The organism is Hymenobacter fastidiosus (assembly GCF_039539565.1).
In the GTDB taxonomy this organism is placed as follows: domain Bacteria; phylum Bacteroidota; class Bacteroidia; order Cytophagales; family Hymenobacteraceae; genus Hymenobacter; species Hymenobacter fastidiosus.
In genome coordinates, this window is the sequence record NZ_BAABDJ010000026.1 from 1 (window position 1) to 23,586 (window position 23,586).

18 protein-coding genes are annotated in these 23,586 nt (G+C 64.6%); 10 read left to right on the top strand and 8 right to left on the bottom strand.

What is annotated here, in order from left to right:
* Window positions 1-179 precede the first annotated feature (179 nt).
* Window positions 180-545, top strand: coding sequence for an MOSC domain-containing protein (locus ABD833_RS12060; protein WP_345073279.1), 366 nt, complete (start codon window positions 180-182; stop codon window positions 543-545).
* Window positions 546-696: 151 nt separating this feature from the next.
* Here the strand turns inward: ABD833_RS12060 and ABD833_RS12065 are convergent, their stop codons facing one another.
* On the bottom strand, window positions 697-3,732 hold the full coding sequence (locus tag ABD833_RS12065; RefSeq protein WP_345073281.1) for a TIM-barrel domain-containing protein: 3,036 nt from the start codon (window positions 3,730-3,732) through the stop codon (window positions 697-699).
* A gap of 120 nt (window positions 3,733-3,852) precedes the next feature.
* Between ABD833_RS12065 and ABD833_RS12070 the strand changes: the two genes are divergently transcribed.
* Window positions 3,853-4,251, top strand: coding sequence for a hypothetical protein (locus tag ABD833_RS12070; protein WP_345073283.1), 399 nt, complete (start codon window positions 3,853-3,855; stop codon window positions 4,249-4,251).
* 484 nt (window positions 4,252-4,735) lie between these two features.
* Here the strand turns inward: ABD833_RS12070 and ggt are convergent, their stop codons facing one another.
* Complete coding sequence (gene ggt / locus ABD833_RS12075; protein ID WP_425553642.1) at window positions 4,736-6,496, bottom strand: gamma-glutamyltransferase; 1,761 nt, start codon at window positions 6,494-6,496, stop codon at window positions 4,736-4,738.
* A gap of 145 nt (window positions 6,497-6,641) precedes the next feature.
* Here ggt and ABD833_RS12080 point away from each other — a divergent pair, with 145 nt between their 5' ends.
* On the top strand, window positions 6,642-8,678 hold the full coding sequence (locus ABD833_RS12080) for an alpha amylase C-terminal domain-containing protein (RefSeq protein WP_345073286.1): 2,037 nt from the start codon (window positions 6,642-6,644) through the stop codon (window positions 8,676-8,678).
* A 199-nt stretch (window positions 8,679-8,877) separates the two neighbouring features.
* Entirely contained in the window at window positions 8,878-9,423 is a 546-nt protein-coding gene (locus tag ABD833_RS12085) for an REP-associated tyrosine transposase (RefSeq protein ID WP_345073288.1), read from the top strand.
* A 204-nt stretch (window positions 9,424-9,627) separates the two neighbouring features.
* Here the strand turns inward: ABD833_RS12085 and ABD833_RS12090 are convergent, their stop codons facing one another.
* Both ABD833_RS12090 and ABD833_RS12095 read right to left on the bottom strand, forming a co-directional pair.
* A complete protein-coding gene (locus tag ABD833_RS12090) occupies window positions 9,628-10,104 on the bottom strand; it encodes a YdeI/OmpD-associated family protein (protein WP_345073289.1) in 477 nt (158 codons plus the stop codon).
* 24 nt (window positions 10,105-10,128) lie between these two features.
* A complete protein-coding gene (locus tag ABD833_RS12095) occupies window positions 10,129-11,091 on the bottom strand; it encodes a glycosyltransferase family 4 protein (RefSeq protein ID WP_345073291.1) in 963 nt (320 codons plus the stop codon).
* Window positions 11,092-11,298: 207 nt separating this feature from the next.
* On the opposite strand from ABD833_RS12095, the gene ABD833_RS12100 reads away from it, so the two are divergent.
* Together ABD833_RS12100 and ABD833_RS12105 are read left to right on the top strand one after the other, a co-directional pair.
* Window positions 11,299-13,719, top strand: a complete 2,421-nt coding sequence (locus ABD833_RS12100) for a glycoside hydrolase family 31 protein (RefSeq protein ID WP_345073292.1) — start codon at window positions 11,299-11,301, stop codon at window positions 13,717-13,719.
* 193 nt (window positions 13,720-13,912) lie between these two features.
* On the top strand, window positions 13,913-15,298 hold the full coding sequence (locus ABD833_RS12105; protein ID WP_345073294.1) for a T9SS type A sorting domain-containing protein: 1,386 nt from the start codon (window positions 13,913-13,915) through the stop codon (window positions 15,296-15,298).
* Between the two features lie 132 nt (window positions 15,299-15,430).
* Here the strand turns inward: ABD833_RS12105 and ABD833_RS12110 are convergent, their stop codons facing one another.
* The 4 genes from ABD833_RS12110 to ABD833_RS12125 all read right to left on the bottom strand — a co-directional run bounded on the left by ABD833_RS12110 (window position 15,431) and on the right by ABD833_RS12125 (window position 18,986).
* Entirely contained in the window at window positions 15,431-16,708 is a 1,278-nt protein-coding gene (locus tag ABD833_RS12110) for a hypothetical protein (protein ID WP_345073296.1), read from the bottom strand.
* On the bottom strand, window positions 16,705-17,394 hold the full coding sequence (locus tag ABD833_RS12115; protein ID WP_345073298.1) for a hypothetical protein: 690 nt from the start codon (window positions 17,392-17,394) through the stop codon (window positions 16,705-16,707). The genes ABD833_RS12110 and ABD833_RS12115 overlap by 4 nt, the downstream gene beginning before the upstream one ends.
* A gap of 367 nt (window positions 17,395-17,761) precedes the next feature.
* A complete protein-coding gene (locus tag ABD833_RS12120; RefSeq protein ID WP_345073300.1) occupies window positions 17,762-18,604 on the bottom strand; it encodes a rhomboid family intramembrane serine protease in 843 nt (280 codons plus the stop codon).
* A 169-nt stretch (window positions 18,605-18,773) separates the two neighbouring features.
* Window positions 18,774-18,986, bottom strand: coding sequence for a hypothetical protein (locus ABD833_RS12125; protein ID WP_345073301.1), 213 nt, complete (start codon window positions 18,984-18,986; stop codon window positions 18,774-18,776).
* 342 nt (window positions 18,987-19,328) lie between these two features.
* On the opposite strand from ABD833_RS12125, the gene ABD833_RS12130 reads away from it, so the two are divergent.
* From ABD833_RS12130 to ABD833_RS12145, 4 genes are all read left to right on the top strand, one after another.
* Window positions 19,329-19,592, top strand: a complete 264-nt coding sequence (locus tag ABD833_RS12130; protein WP_345073303.1) for a hypothetical protein — start codon at window positions 19,329-19,331, stop codon at window positions 19,590-19,592.
* Between the two features lie 60 nt (window positions 19,593-19,652).
* Window positions 19,653-20,942 (top strand): serine hydrolase, encoded by a 1,290-nt coding sequence (locus ABD833_RS12135; protein WP_345073304.1) that lies wholly within the window; start codon window positions 19,653-19,655, stop codon window positions 20,940-20,942.
* Window positions 20,929-21,552 (top strand): M15 family metallopeptidase, encoded by a 624-nt coding sequence (locus tag ABD833_RS12140; protein ID WP_345073305.1) that lies wholly within the window; start codon window positions 20,929-20,931, stop codon window positions 21,550-21,552. The genes ABD833_RS12135 and ABD833_RS12140 overlap by 14 nt, the downstream gene beginning before the upstream one ends.
* Before the next feature lie 109 nt (window positions 21,553-21,661).
* The gene (locus ABD833_RS12145) at window positions 21,662-23,425 is read left to right on the top strand and encodes a glycoside hydrolase family 10-like protein (protein WP_345073307.1); all 1,764 of its coding nucleotides are present in this window, start codon (window positions 21,662-21,664) and stop codon (window positions 23,423-23,425) included.
* Window positions 23,426-23,586 lie beyond the last annotated feature (161 nt).

The window sequence follows — 23,586 nt, forward strand, 5'->3', positions numbered from 1 at the left end:
AACGCATGGATTAGCTTGGCAAACATCAAACGGGTGCTCAAATTCTGCTAACTCAAACAGCTTCTTAGCAGTTGGTGATCCTCAGACCGCCTTATCCAGCCGCGGCACTCCGTCCCCCTGATGCAACGCTTATCCATCAATAAATCCCTTCCGCAGGACAGCGACTGGTAGCCGGACCGGTGCGGGTGCGGGCCGAGCATTTGGCCGGCGATGGGCAAGCCGACCTGCGCGTGCACAGTGGGCGCGACAAGGCCGGGTATGCCTACCCGCGGGAGCACTGGGCCTACTGGCAGCACCGGCTGCCCGCTGCCCAGCTAGTGCCGGGAGCCTTCGGCGGGAACGTAACGACGATAGGTCTAATGGAATCCGAAGTACGGGTCGGCGATTGCTTCCAGGTAGGCACGGCCGTACTAAGGACCATTCAGCCCCGGCGGCCGTGCGTGAAGCTGGGCATCCTGCTCGCCAGGCTGGCCGCCGACGTGACGTTCTACGTGCCGGCTATTATCAGCTACGAGCTAAGCAAAAAGCGCCTGCGCCGGTTTTAAAGCGTTCCGCAGGTAGGGTGCTGCCGTAACGCGAAGTTGCCGCAGCCGTGTAGCCGGGAGAAAGACCAGGGTGCCTCTGACCGTTCGGAAGCTGCCAGAGCGCTGGTTTGACACCCGGAGCCAGCCGGAACAGAAAAATGTTTCGGGCGTCTCAGTTCTGCTGCCGCAGCAGCACCAGGCGCTGGTGCTGGCCGTTCAGCCCGGCGGTGTACACGCCGCCGGGCACCGGCTGGCCGGCCTCATCCTGCCCGTTCCAGGCGAGGCTGTGCGCGCCGGCCGGCTGGGGGCCGGTGACCAGCGTGCGCACCACCGTGCCGGCCGCGTTGCGGATCTGCAGCTGGAAACTACCGGGCGTCAGCACCGAATAGCGCAGGTTGGTGCTGCCGCCGAAGGTGCGGTTGTCGGGGGCTTCGAGGGTGACGGCGTCGGGGGCGGTATGGCCCAGCGGGGTGGTGTTGAGCTGCAGGCCCTGGATGGTAACCGTCACGGGCTGGCTGTCCAGCCGGCAGCGCAGGCGCAGCAGCTGGCCGGCGGCTTCGTACTGCCATTCCGTCGCCGGCACCGGTTCGCCATTCCGCAGCATACCCGTGGGGGCCGAGGCTACGCGGGGTACCAGCAGCTCAATTGTCCGGCTGGCGGGGGCATTGGGGTAGGCTTTGCCGCTCACGCTGACCCGGATATCGGCCTGATTGGGTCGCAGAGTCCCCTGAAATGAAATCAGCTGGTACTGCCTGGTCTGCGCCACCAGGCGCGATTGGCCGTCATCGTCGTACATCGTGAAGCTGGAGGCGGACACGGTGGGGTCGGCGTAGTAGCGCACGCGCAGGGTGTCGGTGTGGTAGCGGGCGGTGGTGTTCACGTAGGAAGCCAGGGGCAGGAAAGCTCCGGCCCGCACCAGCAGCGGAATACGCGCCAGCGGAGCCGGCACGCCCGCCGTCCGGCCGCCGGGCAGGGTGGCGTTGGAGTAGAAGTCGATCCAGTTGCCGGCGGGCAGCACCACGTTGCGGCGGCGCTGACCGGGCTGAATGACGGGCGCCACCAGCAGGTTGGGGCCGAGAAAATACTGGTCGTTGACGTTGGTGAGGGCCGCCGTATTCTGGGCAGCAAACGCGCGCTGCTGGCGGGCGGTGAGGCGCTCCTGCCCCCAGGCGCTGGATGCCGTGGTGCTCCAGCTCCAGTCGGCGGTCAAAGACTGGTCTGACTCCTGATCCGCTGCCGTTTCTCCTTCACCCGGGGTATCGCCCAGGCGCAGATACGGCGCGCCGTAGTTCATGGGCCGGGCCAGGGGCGTACCGGTCTGGTTGTTTTCCCAGGCCAGGGTGTAGAGGTAGGGCAGCAGCTCGTAGCGCAGGTGGGTCGCGTCGCGCACGATGCTCTGGTAGGGCTCCGGGTACCAGTAGGGCTCGGGCGGCACCCCTTCGCCGTGCGGCCGCAGGATGGGGCCGAGGCTGGCCATCTGCAGCCAGCGGGTGTAGAGCTCACTATCCACGGGCCCCACGCAGAAGCCGCCGGCATCGGAGTGCATGTAGCCCACGCCGCCCAGGCCCATGCTCAGCATCATGGGCACCTGGGCCTGGAAGCCCGACCACGAGCGGTTGATGTCGCCCGACCAGGGGAACACGCTGTGGCGCTGCATGCCGGCCCAGCCCGAACGGGCCAGGTTGAACAGCCGATCATTGGGATACTGGCGGGCGTAGTTTTCGCTCAGAATGCCGGCCCAGGCCTGCCCGTAGGCGTTGTGAATACGGCGGGTGGGGCCCAGGTCGTAGCGCATGTCGGCGGGCTGGTTCTCGGGCTCGCCCAGGTCGCTCCACCAGCCGCCCACGCCGTCCTGCTTCAGCCGGTCGTACTGCGCCCACATCCACTGCCGGGCTTTGGGCCGAAACATATCGATCAGCGTAGCCGGCCCGGCCCAGAACGACTCCACGGTGTAGGGCTGGCCGTCGGTGAGGCCGCGGCCTACCAGGCCCTGGGTGCGCACCAGCGCGTCGTTGCGGGAGGTGCGCATCACGTAAGGCTCCGAAATCAGAATGGTTTTGACGCCGGCCGAGTCGAGGCGGCGCATCATGCGCTTGGGGTCGGGGAAGTTCTGGGGCACCCAGCTGAAATCACCCTGCCGGGTGGTGCCGCCAAACCAGTACAGGTCCAGCACGAGGCCGTCGAGCGGGAAGCCCGCGCGGCGCATCCGGCCGGCCACCTGGTACATTTCCTGCTCCGTCCTGTAGCCAAAGCGGCTTTGAATCAGGCCCATGCCCCAGCGCGGGGGCAGCGGCTGCCGCCCGGTGAGGGCCGTGTAGCGGCTCAGGATTTCGGCGTAGGAGCTGCCCGCGATGATGAAGTAGCCCAGGTTCTGCAGGCCCTCGCCGCGGTATTCGAGGGTGTTCTTTTCCGTGGCGCCCAGGTCGAGGGTGCCGGCGGTGTGGTGGTCGAAAAACAGCATGTAGCCCCGGCTGCTGACCACCGTGGGCAAACTCACGTTGAGGGTGGGCTCGCCGTTCTGGTAGCTGTAGTGGGCTTCGTTGTAGAGCGTGAGCTTCCGGCCCCGGCGGTCCAGCGGCAGGGCGCGGGAGCCGGTGCCGTAGAGGTGCTCACCGGGCTGCAGGCCAAAGGAAACGCCGGTGCCGCCAGCCGCGTTGCCGGCCGCCGTCAGCTGCTGAAACGCGCCGCCCTGCTCCGCCACCAGCGTCTCGCCGTTTTGCTGGTAGCTGACGCGCAACGGGTTCTTCTGGATGACGATGGTAATGCTGGGGTCAGTTTTCCATTCCAGCGTTGTACTGCCTGCCGTTACGCTGCCGGCCCGGTGCGCCTCAAAAGCGACTGCCGATGCCCCCTGGTCTGGTCCTTCGAGGTGTTTGCCAGGGGCGCTCCAGGGCTCCGGGGCCTGCATGACGCTCACCGACGAATCGGGCCGGATGGGCTGGCCGGCGGGGTAGTATTCTACCCGCACCACGCCCTCGGCCCAGGGCCGCACGCGCAGGGTGCCGCCGTCGGTGCTCCTGATGCTCAGCATGCCGTTGGCGTAGGCGTGGGAGCGGTAGTTGCCGATGGAAACTGCTGTAGTCGCTACTGCGCGCCGCTCAAACGGATCCTGAGTGGGTGGGCCGGCCTCGCGCTGGGCGAAGGCGGCCGGAGCCAGGGGCAGCAGCAGGAAGGGCAGCAACAGGGAGCGGCAGAAACGGGTAGTCATAGCAACGGAAATCAATGGGGCCGCCAAGATAGTAGGTTGGCGGCGGCGGGGCTAACTTTCCCAGCAACGAGGCGGCCAAATCCGGCGTACAGCCTAGCTCACCCCCTAACTCCCCTGGCTATGACCCTCACGTCCGCTAATCTCAGCGACCACCTCTACTCGACCAATCTGGCGTTGAGCGACCTGTTCAACAACCACACCTTCGCCCACGACCCCAGTGGCCTGGTTCCTATTATCGACAGCTGGGTGCCCTACCTGCAAAATTCCACCAGCTCGGTAACGACCACGGCCGCCGAGGCGCTGAGCCAGCTGAAGGAATATGTGCAGACCGGTGACCGGGCCAACGCCATTACTTTGCTCCAGCGCCTGGGTGAGCAGGCCTCCAAATCGGCTGCCAACGTGCACGAGATAGTCGGCAACCACCTGCACAACGGCCTCGGCGACCAGATGCGCCACCTGGGCCAGCTGCTGATTATGGCCTCCGGCAACCTGAAAGGCTACGTAGGCAGCCGGGTGTAGGTAATAGACTTGTTCCCGAATAAGCAATAATGAAAAAAGAACGTCATGCTTCATCTGGCGTCCGCGCAGCCGAAGCATCTCTACCGCATTAGTAATCAATGCTACAGCAACAAAGCGGTAGAGATGCTTCGACTGCGCGGACGCCAGATGAAGCATGACCGCTGAATTTGCGCTTTTCTGTATTTAGGAACAAGTCTAATGAGGTAATGAGGGACGCCGGTGATTGGGTGATTGGGTAAACCGGCTGTCCTCCGGAGCAAAGCGAAGGACCTCTACCGCTTCCACTCTTAGCCTAGACATGGTGCATTAAAAGGCGGATGCCCTTGCTCCGATATCCTGTAAAACCTTAGTTCAACGTTCAAAGCCCGGTGCCGTTTGCGGGGCAGAGGGCTTTGCTCTTTTAATGGCGGGCGCGGTGAATTACGAGGAAGGTCCTTCGCCAGCTCAGGATGACAGCCGGTTTAGCTGATCGCCCAATTCCTTGCTAATACCCCTGGGCGGAATCGTCGCCGCGGGGGTCGGCTCCGCTTTCGAGGCGGCCGTCGGGCAGCACCCGGATGGCATCGATACGGCCCCAGGCGCTGCGCGGCTTGAGAATATAGCCACGCTGGCGCAGCGAGTCGATGGTCATCGGCAACAGCGCATTTTCTTCCACGTCGATCTGGTCGGGCAGCCACTGGTGGTGCAGGCGCGGGGCCGCTACGGCCTGCTGCATGGGCATGTCGTAATCCACCACGTGCAGGATGGCCTGCAGTACGCTGGTGATAATAGTGCTGCCACCGGGCGTACCCACGACCATCTTCAGCTGGTTGTTCTGGAGCAGAATCGCGGGCGTCATGGAAGACAGCATCCGTTTGCCGGGGGCAATGGCATTGGCCACGCCGCCCACCAGCCCGTAGGAATTTGGCACGCCGGGCTTGGCCGAGAAGTCGTCCATTTCATTGTTGAGCAGAAAGCCCGCGCCGGCTACTACCACCTTGCTGCCGTAGCCGCCGTTGAGGGTGGTCGTGCAGCTCACCGCGTTGCCCTGGGCATCGACGATGCTGTAGTGCGTGGTCTGGTCCGATTCGTAGCCGGGCAGGCCCGTGCCGGCCGCCATGTCCTTGCTAGCGGTGGCGCGGTGGGGCCGGGTGGTGGCCATGCGCTGCCGGGTGTAGCCTTTGTCGAGCAGCCGCGCCGTCGGCACCCGGCCAAAATCCGGGTCGCCGAGAAACGTGGCGCGGTCGGCGTACACGCGGCGCTGGGCTTCCGTGATGAGGTGGACGGCGGCAGGGGAATGCCAGCCCGCGGCCCGCAGATCACAAGGCTCCAGCATCTGCAGCAGCTGCAGTAGGGCCACGCCGCCGGAGCTGGGCGGCGGAAACGTCAGCACGTCGTAGCCCCGGTACTGGCCGTGCAGCGGGGTGCGCCACTTGGGCTGGTAGGCTTGCAGGTCCTGTTTGGTGATGATACCCCGGCCCCGCTGCATCTCGGCCACGATGAAGTCGGCCGTTGGCCCCTCGTAGAAGCCCGCCCGGCCCTGGTCGCGGATGCGCTCCAGGGTGCGGGCCAGGTCGGGGTAGCGGATAACGTCGCCCTGCTGCCAGGGCCTGGCCCCGGCGGGGCGGAGGTAGGCCAGGGGCGCCGAACCGTTGTATTTGCGGAAGCCGGCCTGGTTGCTGGTGAGGCCGGTGGCTTCCTTTTGCGTCAGGGCCAGCCCTTTGGCGGCCAGGTCTACGGCGGGCTGCACCAGGGTGGCCCACGGCAGCTTGCCCCGCTTTTTGTGCAGCGCTTCCATGCCCGCCACGGTGCCGGGGACGCCGGCCGCCAGGTGGCCCAGCGTGCTCAGATCGGTTATCACCTGACCCTGCTGGTCGAGGTACATATCCCGCGTGGCCGCCGCCGGGGCCGTTTCGCGGAAGTCCAGGGCGCCTTCCTGCCCATCGGCGGCGCGGTAAAGCAGAAAGCCGCCGCCGCCGATATTGCCGGCCGCGGGCAGGGCCACGGCCAGCGCGAACTGCACCGCCACGGCCGCATCGTAGGCATTGCCCCCCCGGCGCAGGATCTCCACCCCGATGCGCGAGGCTTCCGGGTGGGCCGACACCACCATGGCTTTGCTGGTCGTGACGCCCGGGGTTGCCCGGGGCGGGGCGGCGTACACGGCGGCGGGGGGCGCCGCCCTGGTGGCCGCAGTTTGGGCGGATGGAGCGGCGGTAGTGCAGGAAAGCAGCGCCGCCAGTCCTGGCAGGAGCAGGCGAGAGTTCATGGGCATGGGGTGAAGGTAAGCGGCGGCGGGGAAAAGCAGCTGGCCCCCGGACACGCCTGCCGGGGGGCGCCGGATAAGATCAAATCATTAAAACGCTTTCGTACTGCGCGGGTAATTGTAGATTTGGCCCAAACCCCAATTCGCTATGGATACTTCCGCCTCTTCCGCCGCCGTCTCGTTGTCCCTCGTGCAGCACGATTCCTGGCTCGCGCCCTTCGAACCAGTATTGTTGCTCCGGCAGCAGCGGCTGGAACAACGCCTCGCCGACATCACCGCGCAGTACGGCTCCCTGACGAAGTTTGCTACTGCTCACCAGCGTCTGGGCCTCAACTACGACGGCCGCCGCCGGGGCTACTGGTTCCGGGAGTGGGCCCCCGCCGCCACCTACCTGTCCCTGATCGGGGATTTCAACCGCTGGGACCGGGGCGCCACGCCCCTGCACAAAGGCGCCGATGGCGTGTGGGAAGTGTTTCTGGCCGACAAGGAATACCAGGGCCGCCTGGTTCACGGCAGCCGCTACAAGGTGCACGTAGCCAACGACGCGCGCGGCCGGGACCGGCTGCCGGCCACGCTGCGCCGCGCCGTGCAGGATGCGGACAGCAAGGACTTCGCCGGCCAGGTCTGGCGGCCGGAAACTCCCTTCGGCTGGACCGACCAGAAATTCCGCATTCAGAATTACGTCCGGGAGCCGTTCATCTACGAGGCCCACGTGGGCATGGCCACGGAGGAACACCGCTTAGGGACTTACCTGGAATTCGCTGAGAAAGTGCTGCCCCGGATTCAGGCGCTGGGCTACAACTGCATTCAGCTGATGGCCATCATGGAGCACCCCTACTACGGGTCCTTCGGCTACCACGTGGCCAATTTCTTCGCTCCATCATCGCGGTTCGGCACACCCGAGGAGTTGAAACACCTGATCAACGAGGCCCATAACCGGGGTATTGCGGTATTGCTCGACGTGGTGCATTCCCACGCCGTGAAGAATGAGGCCGAGGGCCTGGCCGACTTCGACGGCTCCGGCGGCCAGTATTTCCACGAGGGCGAACGGGGCAACCACCCCGGCTGGGACTCCAAGCTGTTCGACTACTCCAAGCCCGAAGTGCAGCAGTTTCTGCTCAGCAACCTGCGCTACTGGCTCGAAGAGTTTCACTTCGACGGCTTCCGCTTCGACGGCGTAACCAGCATGCTCTACCACCATCACGGCGAAGGCGTGGCCTTCGGAGGTTACGACCAGTATTTTGGTCCCGAAGTAGATGAGGACGCCGTGCTGTATCTGCAGCTGGCTACTACCCTCGTTCACGAAATGAAGCGCGGGGCCCTGCTTATTGCCGAAGACATGAGCGGCATGCCCGGCCTCTGCCGCCCGATTGCCGAGGGCGGCATCGGCTTCGACTACCGCCTGGCCATGGGCATCCCCGACTACTGGATCAAGCTGCTCAAGCATAAGCGCGACGAGGACTGGAGCCTGGGCGAGCTGTGGTATACGCTCACCAACCGCCGCGCCGGCGAAAAAACCGTGGCCTACGCCGAAAGCCACGACCAGGCCCTGGTAGGCGACAAAACCCTGGCCCACTGGCTCATGGATGCCGCCCTGTACGAGCATATGCACAAAGACGACCCCGACGCCGGCGTAGCCCGGGGTCTGGCGCTGCACAAAATGATCCGCCTGCTCACCCTGAGCCTGGGCGGCGAAGCTTACCTGAGCTTCATCGGCAACGAGTTCGGCCACCCCGAGTGGGTCGACTTCCCCCGCGCCGGCAACGACTGGAGCTACCAGCACGCCCGCCGCCAGTGGAGCCTGGCCGACAACCCCGACCTCAAGTTCCAGTACCTCCAGGCCTTCGATAAGGCCATGGTGACCACGGCCCGCCAGCGCCGCCTGCTGGCCGCCGCCCCCGCCCGGAAGCTTAACGAGGACCACACGAACCAGGTGCTGATCTTCGAGCGCGGCGGCCTGATCTTCGTCTTCAACCTCCACATCACCGCCAGCATCCCCGACTACCGCTTCTTCGTGCCCCAGCCCGGCCGCTACCGCGTGATTTTGTCGTCGGATGCCGCCGGGTTTGGTGGCTTCCAGCGCGTGGACGACACGCTGACCTACGAAACCTTCCGCGAAGACGACGTGGATAAGCTCAGCCTCTACGTGACCAGCCGCACGGCCCTGGTGCTGGCGCGGGTGTAAGTTGCTGGCGGCAGTCTGAAGCCGCAGGCGCGACTGCCAGCCCCATACACGAAGCAAGTCTCCAGACTTGCGGAACAGGGGCTGAATAGCGTCATACTATTGGTTTCAGTCAGTCCGGAGACTGACCGCGGGTTCGGGGCTGGAAGTCTCGCTGCCGGCGGCAGCTCAGACTTCCGCCAGCGCCCAAAACGATAAAAAGATGCCTTATCCAATCCGCGACCAGGGAGGCTTGTATTTTCTGACCTTCACGGTCGTGAACTGGATTGACGTTTTCACGCGCCCGGTCTACAAGGACATTGTTATTGGTAGCCTGCGGTATTGCCAGGCAAAGAAGGGGCTGGAGCTTTTCGCCTTCTGCCTGATGACGAACCACCTGCACCTGATTGGGCGGGTGCGGGAAGGCGGCAGTCTTTCGGACCTCGTGCGGGATTTCAAGAAGTTCACCTCCCAGGCAATCTTTCGGGAAATTCAGCAGAGCCCCCGCGAAAGCCGGCAGGGTTGGCTGCTGTGGCTGTTCACCCGGGAAGGGGAGCGGAATCCGAATAACCTGCACTTTCAGGTGTGGCAGCAGCACAGCCACGCCGTGGAGCTGACTTCAAACACCATGATTCAGCAACGACTGGACTACACGCACCAAAACCCGGTGCGGGCCGGCATCTGCTACCGACCCGAGGACTACGTGTACAGCAGCGCGGCGCAGTACGCGGGGCTGGAAACGGTACTACCGGTTTCGTTGGTGGGGTAGGGCTGGCTGCCGTAATGTGGCGTCTGGCGGCAGTCTGAGCTGCCGCCGGCAGCGAGACTGCTGGCCCCGAACCCGCGGTCAGTCTCCGGACTGACCGCGGGTTCGGGGCTGGCAGTCCTTCCGTCTCCCGTGCCGCCAGTCCGGAGACTGGCTTCGTGCCGCGGCTGGCAGTCGCGCCTGCGGCTTCAGACTGCCGCCAGCTTCTCAGCTCAGCTTTTTGCCGTTGGCAATCAGCTCTACGGCCTCCTGCACGCGGCGCATCCGGGTTTCGGGCTTCTTGGCTCGCTCAATCCACTGCACGTACTCACGACGGTAGGGGTAGGCCAGGGCGTCGAACTTGGAGCGCGTGCCGGCCGTGCGCAGGGCCCGTTCCAGCTCCTCGGGCAGTTCCAGCGTGCCTTCGTCCGTGTCGAGGCCGATAACCAGCTGCACGTCGGAGGTCCAGCTTTTATTGATGGTGTTGCGCAGCTGCTTGTTCACGGGCAGCACGTACTCGCCTTCCTTGTTCTGCACCAGCGTGAGGCGAAACGGGAAGCCGTCGATGGTGCCGCGCACGTGGAAGGGGGCGCGCTGGGGGGCAAATGCCGCGGGTACGTCGAAGGGTATCACGACCAGGACGCCGCCATCGGTGCTATCGAGTTCGAGGGTGGCGTCGAAACGCTGTTCGGAAGAGTCAGACATGAAAGGGAAATAAAGCGCGCTGCGCTAGGCCGCGGGCGGGAAGCTGTTGAGCACCTCGTGCAGGGCGTGGGAGTCGTTGGGGGCCACCACGCGGCAGCGGTCGGCGGGGAAATTGTAGACGGCCTGCAGGCGCTCGGCCACGGCGGCCGACGCGGCCAGAATCAGGTCGGCCCGGCGCAAAGTTAAGCGTTCCAGCTCCAATGCCCAGCCCCGGTCGGCGGGCGTGTCGCGGTCGGCCGCCAGGGAGTGCACGTGCAGCACCAGCGGCCGGCCCGTGCGCTGGCGGATTTCGAGCGCCGCCAGCCATACGGGCCAGTCGGCGGCGTAAATCACCGCAAACTCCTGGCTGGCCGCCTGGGGAGTGGCCAGCCGGGCGTACTGAATAACCCGGAAATTGAGGTCGGCTTCGGCATCGGCGTCGTTGCGCAACGACGCCAGGGCCTGAAGTATCGTGGTCTGGTCGGCGGTGGGAGCAGGGCTGGAAGCAGCCGGTGCCGCGTCCGCTGCCGGTTCCACGAGCGTCAGGTCATCCTCGGGCTGACTTAAAGCACTGGCTTCGGCGGGGCCGGGCTCGCCCCCTTCGTCATCCGATTCCAGCTCGCCACCGGCCATCGGCGCGGTTAGTGGCCGCCGGGCTGGTACCGCTGCCGCACCAGGGCCAGGGGAAGCGGGCGGCGACACTTCGGGTCCGGCATCAGTTGCCGCAACCGGCGGGAGCGGGCCGGCGCCGACGTACGGGGCGGCGGGGGCCCGCCATGCGCCGGGCAACCGCTCGGTCAGGGCTACCGCGGCCGGTTCCAGGTTGCCGAGGCCAATAATCTGCGTTGGCGGAATCGATTCGGTTTCATTGGTCCGGCTCGGCAGCAGCACCGCCAGAGTCAGTGCCGGCGCCAGACGGTGGGCCAGGGCCACGGCACTGGGTTGGGACTGCCCGGCGGCCTGCGCTGGCTCGTCCCAGCCCAGGATCAATACTTTTAGCGGAAGCATTTTCATTGGATAGGCGAACGGCGGAAAAAGAAAATAACGGATAAAAATGCCGTCAGACTAGACGTGAAGGCTATTTTAGGGTTCACGAGGTAATGTTAGGCAAAATTCGCGGGAATCGTTTTTTACCTTGCAGGCTTAATTCTTGCGCTTCCGGCCCCGCCGGAATATTTTTTGCCCGCCCCATTTGCCGCACCTGCACGAGCTGATATGATTGAGGAAAATAATTACATGGTCAATGACCTGGCCGCCAAAGGGAAGCAGGAGTTCTACCCCGGTCCGGTCCTGACCTGCGTCCAGCACGGCAACGACTTCCGGTTTACCTGCGCCAACGGGGTCCAGCTCAGCCTGCACGTCATCACCGATAAGATCCTGCGCTTCCGCTACGCCACCGAAGTGGGCTTCGCCGCCGACTTCAGCTACGCCGTGCCGGTCGATAGTGTCCGGCAGGACCCGGAGTTCCTCGAATTCAGGGAGAAGCCCGACCACTACCGCATCACCACCGACCGCCTGATCTGCACCATCGCCAAGGAAACGCTGTACGTGCGGGTGCTCGACCGCTCGGGCAACGTGCTGACGGCCGACGAGAAGGGCTTCCACTGGGAGCACGACGACGACACCGGCAACGACATCGTGAAGATGAGCAAGCAGGTGCAGAGCGGCGTGCACTACTACGGCCTCGGCGACAAGCCCGACAACATGAATCTGCGCGGCAAGCGCTTCACCAACTGGGGCACCGACACCTACGGCTACACCAAAGGCAGCGACCCGCTCTACAAGAACATTCCGTTCTACCTGGAGCTGCAGCAGAAAATTGCCCACGGCATTTTCTTCGACAACACCTTCAAAGCCAGCTTCGACTTCGCCGCCGAGCGGGCCGACGTCACCAGCTTCTGGGCCCAGGGCGGCGAGATGAACTACTACTTCATCTACGGCCCTTCGCTGCTGGAGGTGACGGAGGAATATACGCGCCTGACCTGCCCGCCCGAGCTGCCGCCTATGTGGGCCCTGGGCTACCACCAGTGCAAGTGGAGCTACTTCCCCGAGAGCAACTTCAAGGCCATTGCCCAGGGCTTCCGCGACCGGAAAATTCCCTGCGACGCGCTCTACCTCGACATCGACTACATGGACGGCTACCGGTGCTTCACCTGGAGCCCCACGCACTTCCCCGACCCCAAGAAGATGGTGCGGGAGCTGGCCGCCGACGGCTTCAAGACCGTCGTCATCATCGACCCCGGCATCAAGATTGACCCCGCCTACAGCGTGTATACCGAGGGGCTGGCCAACGACTACTTCTGCCACCGCGCCGACGGCCCGCTGATGCGCGGCTCGGTATGGCCGGGCCTGTGCAACTTCCCCGACTTCACCCGCCCCGCCGTGCGCGAGTGGTGGGCCGGCCTGTTTAAGGGGCTGATTGGGGAAGACGGCGTGAAGGGCGTGTGGAACGACATGAACGAGCCCGCCGTATTTGAGCGCGGCACCTTCCCCGACGACGTGCGCTTCGACTACGACGGCCACTCCGCTTCCCACAAAAAAGCCCACAACATCTACGGCATGCAGATGGCGCGGGCCACGGCCGAGGGCGTGAAGCGCTTCAGCTACCCCGACCGGCCCTTCACCATCACCCGCAGCACCTACGCCGGCGGGCAGCGCTACTCCTCGGGCTGGACCGGCGACAACATTGCCTCCTGGGAGCACCTGTGGCTGGCTAACATCCAGTGCCAGCGCCTGAGCATTTCGGGCTTCAGCTTTATTGGCTCCGACGTGGGCGGCTTTATTGATACGCCCGATGGCGAGCTGTATTCGCGCTGGATGGCGCTGGCGGCTTTCCACCCCTTCTTCCGCACCCACAGCTCCGGCGACCATGGCGAGCAGGAGCCCTGGAGCTTCGGCGAAGCCACCACCGCCATTGCCCGCCGGTTCATCGAGCTGCGCTACCGGTTGCTGCCCTACATGTACACCACCTTCTGGCAGTACGTGAGCAAGGGCACGCCCATGCTGCGCCCGCTCACCTTCCTCGACCAGACCGACACCGAAACCTACCTGCGCATGGCCGAGTTCGGCCTCGGCGACCACCTGCTGGTGTGCCCCATCACCCAGGCCGGCGCCGACGGCCGCTGGATGTATCTGCCGAAAGGCGACTGGTACTACTACTGGACCGACGAGCCCAAGGCCGGCGGGGCCGAAGTGTGGGCCAGCGCGCCCCTGGACCGGATTCCGCTGTTCGTGCAGGCCGGCGCGGTATTGCCGATGTACCCGCTGATGCAGTATGTGGGGGAGAAGAAAGTAGAGGAGCTGACCCTGCACGTCTACTTCAAAAACGGCACCCAGGCCAGCGTGGTCTACGACGATGGGGGCGAAGGCTACGGCTACGAGCAGGGACAGCGCACCATCCGCCGCTTCACCGTGACGGGTACCGACCAGGGCCTGACCCTGAGCCAGGAAATCGAGGGCGACTACCAGCCCAGCTTCACCACCTACCAGGTGGTGCTGCACGGCCTGCCCTTCCCGCTGACGGCCGTAATGGCCGACGGCGGGGCCGTGGAAGTGACGGCCATAGCGGCCGAAGCCGGAGTCGCGCTGCCGGGGGTGGTGATTGGAGTCGCCTTTGAGAAGCTCACGTTAAGCTAAGCTCCAGCCCGTTTATCACAGCAGAGGCCCGCGACACTCCGTCGCGGGCCTCTGCTGTGATAGCTATAGCCGGCGCGAAGCTGGTTTATCACCCGGCAACTGCTGGTTGTTTTCTGGCCTTTTCGGCTAATCATTTGGTTAATAGGGTGATTTTTCCACAAATTACGCCATCAATCACTTTTTCCATTTTGCTATGAAACATCTGTTACCCATCACGTTTGCGGTTGCCGCCTTGCTTGCGGGCAGTGATAGCCAGGCCCAAAGCCGGCTTCAGGCCGGGACCGCCAAAATGCTCTTTGGCCCGGAGGCCCACCACCCCGCCCGCCCGACGGCCCAGCGCGGCTCCCAGCCGGCCGGCCGCAGCCTCCGTACTACCGCCCTGTCCGTCCCGGGACGGACGGTGAGTCATAACTGGAACGAGACTGCCCGCCGCTGGGAAAATGGTCAGATCAACACCTACACCTATAACGCCCAGGGGCGGCCCACGCAGCAGGTCTACACTGATTCGGTTACCAACCGGCCCAACGGCCGGAATCTGCTGTCCTATAACGCCCAGGGCCTGGAAACCGAGTACCTGAGTCAATTCTGGTCTGGTACAGCCTACGTCAACGGCTACCGCTACCAGACCACCTACGATGCCAAGGGAGAAGAAACCCTGTCTGTATCGCAGGAATGGATTAATAATGCCTGGAAAACACAGTACAGCTCCCGCTACACCAACACCTACAACCCCGCCGGACTGCTCGTCAGTCAGGTGCAGGAAGAGCTGGCTGTCGTCACCAACACCTGGCAGCCGGACGGCCGGCAGACCTATACCTACAACGCCGCCAACCAGTTGACCGGCCTGCTCTACGAGGACTGGGACAGCGGGCGCAGAGCCTACGTGAACGAGGAGCGGATTCGCAACATTGCCTGGTACGACTGGAGCAAAAAGCTCCCCTCGTATTACGAGGCGCAGCAGTGGGATGCGGCCTCCAGCACCTGGGAGAGCGACGAACGTAGCACCATCACCTACCAGGCGAACGGCAGCACCCTGGAGATTGGCCAGGTGATGACTGCTCCCAACGTGTGGGCCAACAACTATCGCTCCATCAACAACAACGACAACTTCGGCAACAATATTCTGAGCCAGGGCGATGACTGGGTGAACAGCGGTTGGGTAATCGACTATTCTTACCGCTATCTGCTCTCGTACACAGCCGCTAATCTGGTCCGTCGGGAGGTAGAGCAACAGTATGATACCGATGACAAACGTTTCGAAAACCAGCGGGTGACCAGCTCGTCCAACTTCGTGACGCTGGGTACCCGTCGGGCTACGGACCTGGAAGCCGCCGCGTCGCTCTACCCGAACCCCACGCAGCGCAGCGTCATGTTCAACGTGGCGGGCCTGCGCGAGCAGGGCCCCGTGCCCGCCGACGTAACCAATACCCTGGGCCAGGTGGTCAGCACGCTCACGCTGCCGGTGCAGCAGGGCCGCATCAACCAGGAGCTGAACCTGGCCAGCCTGCCGGCGGGAATTTATACCCTGCGCCTGCATACGAGCGAAGGCATCGTGGCTAAGCAAGTGGTAAAGCAGTAACCAGCCCGGCGCGGCTCCGGCCCCAGGCTACCGTCGCCCGGGAGCCCCTATTCACACTCAAAAAAAGCTTCGCAACTATTTAGTTGCGGAGCTTTTTTGTTGGGGTCAAAACGGCTTTCTGCGGTCGGAACATTACACCCACTCCCGCAGATAGGCATACACCTCCGGGTTGGAGAGTAGTCCGCCGTGGCTCTGCCGGGGGAATACGCGGGTGCGGATGCCGGAGTCGGCCGGTAGGGCCGGGTCGCCGAACAGGCGGCCGATGCCGCTGCCGCCGCCTACCAGGCCGTCGCCGAAGTAGTGGTGGAGGGCCGAGCCGGCGGTTTTGAGCAGGGAGCCCACCAGCACGTGGTACTGCACGCCGGGCAGGGGCGGCACTACCGTGCGCGGGGGCAGCAGCAGGTCGTCGGCGTGCGGGTTCTGCCAGTCGTGGGCCACCAGAAAGGCGTGGCGCAGGTCCTTGATGCCGTTGCTGCGCTGGTCCATGATATTGCTCATAAACCGGGTGGGAGCCACGTTCACCTTGCGCAGCACCACGGACGTGAGGTGGCTGTTCTGCTCCAGAAACGAACCCTCGTTGGGTACGCCGAGCAGGAATATGGCTCGCAGCCGCGCCACCCACGGGGAGTGGTTTTTGGTGTTTGGCTTTTGGCTTTTCGTCGCTGACTCTGCCGCCCGGACTGATGCTCCATCCCCCGGAGCGGGCAACGGCTGCTCACTTGCTAATTGCTCATTGTTAATTGTTAATGGCTCATTGTTAATTGTTAATGGCTCATTGCTAATTGTCAATTGTTCATTGCTAATTGTTAATTGTTCATTGTTAATTGACAATTGTTCATTGCTAATTGTCAATTGCGCATAGTAGCCCGCGCTGCGGATAACCAGGCCGCCCATGGAATGGCCCACCAGCACCAGCTCCCGGGTGGCTTCGGGGTAGGCCCGGACCAGCTCGGTGAGCAGCTGGTTGAGCAGCTCGCCGTTTTCTGAGATATGCAGCCCGCTGTTGTAGCGCACGTACAGGCACTGCACGCCGGCGTCGCGCTGGAGCAGCGGTCCGTAGCGGGGCGTATCCGGGGAGCCGGTCTGCCAGATCATCTCGTCGCCCATCAGCCCGTGCAGGAACACGACTGTTTTGGCCGGTTTGGCGGGGAGGGCCAGATCCGCTACGGCGACGTCGGTGCCGTAGCGGCGGAAGCTGAAGGCAATGGCCCGCGGATCCTGACGGGCCGCCAGCTGGTCGCCGATGGCTCCGTTGAGAATAGGCAGGGTGAAGTGCCGGTACGCCTGCCCGGTGCGGTAGAGGTAGTCGAGACCCGTGACGGGAAACGCAGCCGCCCGGCGCGCGGCCGCCGAGAAGCGGTGCCAGCGCGAAGGGCGGTCCGGAGAATTATCGGCAGTAGCGTCGGTCACGGAATCAGGAGCTGATGTACAACCGGACCGCGCGGCGTGTCGGGGCGCAGCGAGGACACGCCGGCCGGTTGCGTGCGCAAATCTACGCGGCGGGGGCCGTTCGCGTTGGCCGGCTCCGCAGATTGCCGCCGCACCACGCGCCCCGGGGCATCGGTCACGACGTAAGCGCCGGTCACCAGCGTCGTCTCCCGGCCCGGGGCCCGGGTAAACAGGCCCGTGGCGCTGGGGTTAGGATACACGCTCACGGCCGCCCGCCGCTGTGCATCCCGGGTCGCCACCACGATTCCCGACATCACCACGTCGTCGACATACAGCGTATTGCCGACGGTGAAGCTGTTGAAGCCCGCCGCCCCGACGTTGTAATCGGCCGAGCTGAAGGCAATGCGGATGGAGTCGGGCGCGAAACCGGCCGTGTAGGTCAGCGGCAGATCGGCAACGGTGTAGGTGGCGGCCGGCGTGAGGAACAGGCTGCCCGTAGCTACTCCCTGCCGCACCCCGGCCGTGGTTTCGGTGAGCGACACATGGGCCACCGGCCGGTCGGCGGGCGTGGCTACGGCACCGGTAAGCTTGTAGTAGAACTGCAGGCGGGCCGCCCGGGTCGTATAGGGTAAGCCGCCCGGATCATCGAACGAATTCGCCGCCAGAAAGTCGCCCGGCTTGGTGCCCAGCACAATTACGCCCGGCACAAGGCTGATGACGGACTGGGCCGTGGTGAGCTTCGCGGCAAAGCTGCCGGTCCGGCGATTTGGTGACGGCTCTGCTGGGGGGCAGGCCCGCGAAAATCTGCTGAACGGCATCGGCGGTGGTGAGCTACTGGCCGGGGGCGTCGCCGTTGCGGGTGACCCAGGTTTCCAGCGTGCCGTTCAGAACGGCCGTCTGGGCGGAAGCAGTGCCCGGCGTCAGGCGCCCAAAGGCCGGCACGAGGACAGGTGGTAAGGATGCCTTCAGGGCCGGAGCGGAAAAGAGTGGCGGATCTACGGGCCGCCAGAACGGCGGAGTCTGGCCCGAAGGTAGAATCGATGGCCCTTCTGGTGTAATAAAATATTGGAATGATTAAAGGTTTCCCTGAGTCCGGGCGCGGCCAGCCACCTTAAAAAGGCCGCCGATCAGCAGGCCGGTAGCCAGGCCGCCAATATGGGCCGCATTGTCGATGGTGGCTTTAAGCCCGGCTTCGAGCTGACCCGGCACCAGCAGCAGCACCAGCCAGATCAGACTGTAGCGCTGCGCTTTGGTCAGGGGCCCGGCTCCCGTCAGGGCCAGCATCACGATCAGGCCATACAGCCCGAAGATAGCGCCCGAAGCCCCCACGGAATTGACGCCCTGCGCGTGCCACCACAAACTGAACAGGCTGCCCCCCACGCCGCTGAGCAGGTAAGCCAGGGCCAGCCGCCCGGGGCCCACCAACGATTCACTGAGCCGCCCCAGAAACAGCAGGGCCAGCGAATTGAGCAGTAAGTGGGCTACGCCGCCGTGCAGAAAGCAGCTGGTCAGCAGCCGCCAGGGCTGCCCGGGCAGGGTGAGGGGCGAGAAGTTGGAGCCCCAGGCTATCAGCGTCCGGCTATCGGGGTGAAAGGCATCCATCCCACCGGCGACCATGGCGGCGAAAACGGCCAGGTTGAGCAGCAGCAGCAGGGGCGTCACAAAGTAAGCCCGGGAAACCCCGAACAGCTGGTGCCCGATTTCGCCCAGCAGACCGCGTTCGGCCCTGGGTGGCGGGGCCGCCGGGTGGGGTGGGGCCCCCAGGTCAGCGAGGTCGGTCGGGACCAGGCCGCGGCGCTGCAACTCTGCTACGGCCGCCTGGCCCACTGCGGGCGGATAGCGCAACGCATTTTGCGCCAGATACAACAGCTCGGCATCCGTTTTCTGGGCAAACAGCTCGGTGGGCGTGGGGGCCATAAGCAAACAACTGCGGGGCAGCGGGGAAGATAGGGGGCAGTGCCCGCGTTGGCTCACTGAACCGGATACCTGGTGAGGACAACTACGGCTCCATCGTGCGCCCGGGGGCCGTAGCACTTCATGGCGGCTTTCGCCTTAAACATCGAAATGCTTTCGATGGCGTCGGGGGCTAAAGACCGGACCAGGGCCGGGCGGGCACGGTATCGGCGAAAACCGGGCCCACCGTCGGCGGAACGACAGCCGGAACAACCAGCGACCCGCCCCGGCGGTGCAGCTCCCGGCGGGCCGTCCGGATCAGGTCGGGGTGGTAGTAGCCGGGATTATGCGCCGGAAACAGCAGCTCGGCGTCGGCTTTAGCGGTAAGAAAATCAGCGTCGGGCATACTGGGATAAGTTCAGCGTAGCGGCATAGAGGCGGGGAAGCAGGCCGTCCGGCAAGATGGCGAAACTCCGCAAAACTCCGGCTAACCACCCGCTGGCTGGTGCGTATAGGCTATGAAGCTGTTTAGAAAGTTGGCTTTTCTAAGCGTTTGTCATCCTGAGCGCAGCGAAGGACCTTATCACGCCGGGTAGTTCATCGGGCGGGTACCGTTCAGCCGGGAGAAGGTCCTTCGCTCTGCTCAGGATGACAGACTGCTTGACTTTCTAAACCGCTTCTATAGCTGCTCCAGCCGGCCGGCCGGTTTGCTCAGCCCTGTGTATTGCCTTCTAAACTCACCCCTGCCATGACCAACTCTCCCGAAAACACCCCCGCCGATCAGCTGCCCGACAATACAACCACCCCCGACGCCGCGGCCGAAGCGGCTGGTCGCCAGAGCACTCCGCCGGCCCCCGCGGCGCCGGCCGGGCCCGGGGCTATTCCAGTCAGTACGCAAAGCAATATGGGCTCCGGCGCGGGCATCCGCGGCGACTACGGCACTGCCAGCCAGACCAATGGCCTGGAAGGCGGTCCGGAGCCGGCCGCCGACGGCTCCCCCGAAGCGGAATAGGAGCTGTTTTGTTAAGTGAAATAGCATCAGCATAAGCCCGGAAGCGTATCTTCCCGGCTTATGCTGATGCTTTTCTTTGGTACGCTGCGCCCCTGGCTGGGGCTGGGTTTGCTCCTGACCGGGGCCACCGTGTCCGCCCGGGCCCAGCTGGGCAACCCGCTGCCGCGCCTGCTGCACGCCGATACGGCCCGGTTTGGGCGGGTAGTCGGGGACCCCGGGCGCTACCGCCTCCAAATTCTCTACACCCGCATCGACCGTGATGCGCGGAACCGGCCGCATTTCCGCACGTTCCGCTACCGGGTGCGGCCCCGGCACTATTTCTACCCGGCCAGCAGCGTGAAGCTGCCCGCCGCCGTGCTGGCGCTGCAAAAGCTGCGCGGCCTGCGCCGGCAGATCCCCGGGCTTACGCTCGACTCCCCGCTGCGCATCGATTCGGCCTTTGCCGGGCAGACGCGGGTGGTGCGCGACTCCAGCAGTGCCAGCGGCCGGGCCAGCATCGGGCAGTATATCCGGAAGGTGCTGCTGGTGAGCGACAATGATGCCTTCAACCGGCTCTACGAGTTCGTGGGCCAGAACCCGCTGAATGCGGAGCTGCGGCAGCGCGGGCTGCGCCACACCCGCCTCACGCACCGGCTCTCCGTCGGCGACCAGGAGCCCGGGACGCGCCATACCAACCCGCTGGCTTTTTATGCCGATACCGCGCTGCAAAAGCCTGTTTACCAGCAGCCCGGAGTCTATAACGCGCTGCCTTTGCCGGCCCTTGGACTACGGGCCGAACAAATCGGGAAAGCCTATATGCAGGGCGAGACGCGGGTGAATGAGCCCCTGGACTTCCGCGCGAAAAGCTTCTTCCCCCTCGCCGATCAGCAGCGCCTGCTGCGGGCCCTTCTTTTCCCGGCGGCGACCCCACCGAAACAGCGCTTTCAGCTGGCGGAAGACGATTATCAGTTTCTGTACCGCTACCTCGCCATGTTTCCCCGCGAGAGCCGCGCCCCGCGCTACGACGGGGGCCACTACCCCGACACCTACGCTAAGTTTCTGCTCGGGGGCGGCGGCATTGCGCCCCTGCCGCCGGGCGTGCGGGTATTCAATAAAATAGGCCAGGCCTACGGCTTTCTGATTGACAATGCCTACGTGGCGGACTTCGACCACGGCGTGGAATTTCTGCTCAGCGTCGTGATTTATGTGAATGCCGACGAGGTGCTCAACGACGACACGTACGAGTACGACACCATCGGCTTTCCTTTCCTGCGCGACCTGGGCCAGGCCGTGTACCAATATGAGCTTCGCCGCCCCCGTCGTCATAAAGCTGACCTGAGCCGTTTCAAAATCGACTATGCCCAGCCCTGAGGCGGTGCCCGTGGTGCTGTCGGCCGGGCAGTACCGGCAGCAGGTAGGGCAGAACCCCGCCCTGGCGCTGATCAATCTGACCAGCTTTATTCCGACGCTAGGGCTGGATATTCGCTATGCCACGGCCGCCAACTTCCTGGGTGAGCCGCTGTATAGCACCGCGGCCGCTTACCTGCGCCGGCCGGCGGCCGAGGCGCTGCGGGCCGCTCAACAGGAGCTGGCCACCCACGGCCTGGGCCTGCTGGTGTTCGATGCCTACCGGCCCTACCGCGTCACGGTGCGGGTATGGGACCATATCCGCGACGAAACCTACGCCGCCCCGCCCTGGCGCGGCTCCCGGCACAACCGGGGCTGCTCGGTCGATGTGAGCCTGGTGACGCTGGCCACCGGCCGGGCCGTGCCCATGCCCACCGATTTCGACGATTTTACGCCCGCCGCCCACGCCGGTTTCGAGCCCGTGCCGGCCGCTGCCCGCCACTACCGGGCGCTCCTGCTGGCGGTGCTGGCCCGCCACGGCTTCCGCAACTACGCCGACGAATGGTGGCACTTCGATTTTCACCGCTGGGCCGAGTTCGATTTGCTGGACGTTGATTTTCCGGAGCTGGCCTGAGGTTCGTCAGACCGGTTTCTGGCTCTCAAACCAGCTTTAGCGGCCGGTGCGCAGTGCAAGCCGGGACGGGGTTGCGTAATTTGCGGCCGTATTCCCCGTTTCCGTGCTGATGCTTTACTTGTTCCCGGTTAGTCGCCCCGCTGCTTTTACCCTTCTTTTGCTGCTGCTGTTCTCCGCTTCCGGCCAGTTGGCGCACGCCCAGGAGGCGCCGCCCAAGCGCGAGATGCGCGGGGTCTGGATTGCCACGGTGGAGAACATCGACTGGCCCAGCAACCGCACCCTCACGCCCGAGCAGCAGCGCCGCGAGTACCGCCGGATGCTCGACGTGCAGCAGCGCAACGGCATCAACGCCGTGTTCGTGCAGATCCGGCCCGCCTCCGACGCCTTTTATCAGAGCGACCTGGAGCCCTGGAGCAAGTGGCTCACCGGCCAGCAGGGCAAAGCGCCCGGCTACGACCCGCTCCCGTTTCTGATTGAGGAAGCCCACCTGCGCGGCATGGAATTTCACGCCTGGTTCAACCCCTACCGCGCCAGTATGGATTCGGTGACGCGGCGGCTGGCGCCCACCCACCCGTTCCGCCGGCACCCGGAGTGGTTTCTGCGCTACTCGGGGCTGCTGCTCTACAATCCGGGGCTGCCCGAAGTGCGCCAGCATATCACCGACGTGATTCTGGACGTGGTGCGCCGCTACGACATCGACGGCATCCACTTCGACGACTACTTCTACCCGTACCCCGAGCCCAACCAGAAAATCCACGACGAGCAGGCCTTCCAGCTCCACAATCCCGACCAGCTGAAGCTGGCCGACTGGCGGCGGCAGAACGTGAACAAGCTCATCGAAACCCTGCACGACACGATTCAGGGCACCAAGCGCTGGGTGAAGTTCGGCGTGTCGCCGTTTGGGGTCTGGATGAATAAGTCGGCCCACCCCGAGGGGTCCGACACCCGGGCCGGCCAGCCCAGCTACGCCAACCTGTACGCCGACTCGCGCCTGTGGCTGCAGGAGGGCTGGATCGACTACATCGTGCCCCAGCTCTACTGGAGCTCCACGTTCAAGCTGGTGCCCTACCCGGTGCTGCTGGAGTGGTGGACGCGCAACCACTTCGACCGCCACCTCTACATCGGGCAGGGCTTTTACCGGATGCTGGAAAACACCCGCTCCGACACGTCCTGGCGCAACCCGCGCGAATTGCCCCGGCAGATCCGGCTGAACCGCTCGTACCCTACCCACGTCAGCGGCAGCGTGTTCTTCAGCTCGAAGTCGTTGATGCGCAACCCCCTGCACATGCAGGACTCGCTGCGCCAGAATCTGTTCCGCTACCCGGCCCTGGTGCCCACCATGCCCTGGCTCGATGCCGTGCCGCCGCGCCCGGTGCAGAGCCTGGTGCTGACCCGCGCCGCGCCGGCCATTACGCTCAGCTGGCAGCCCGGCCCACCCGCCGCCGACGGCGACGTGGCCCGCTACTACGTGGTGTACCGCTTCACCAAAGACCAGACGCCCACCCCCGACGACCCGCGCAATATTCTGGCCCTGGTGCCCGCCCGCCCCGCCACCGCGCCGGTGCTGGTGGATACTTCCGCCGTGCCCGGCACCGACTACGCCTATTACCTGACCGCCGTGGACCGGCTGCACAACGAAAGCCGCCCCGTGCGGGTAATGACCCAGGGCAGAGCCGCGGAAATTGTCGTGGCTCAGGCTCCGGCCGAAACGCCGACTCCGGTAGCCAGGCCCGCGCCGGCAGTGCGTCCTCCGGTGCCCGCGCCGCGCCCCACCGTGCAGACAACGGCAACGGCTACCGGGACCAAGATGAAAACCAAGACCAAGACCAAAAAGAAGCGCGGATTCTTTGCCCGGCTGTTTGGCGGGCGCTAACCAACTCAATGGTCCGGCCGGGGCGGCGGCCCGAGAAAGCCGCTGGTCCGGCCGGGTACCGCGCCAGCGAAGGGCTCGTACACCTCGAAGCTGTTTAGAAGCTGTTTGAGTTAGCAGAATTTGAGCACCCGTTTGATGTTTGCCAAGCTAATCCATGCGTT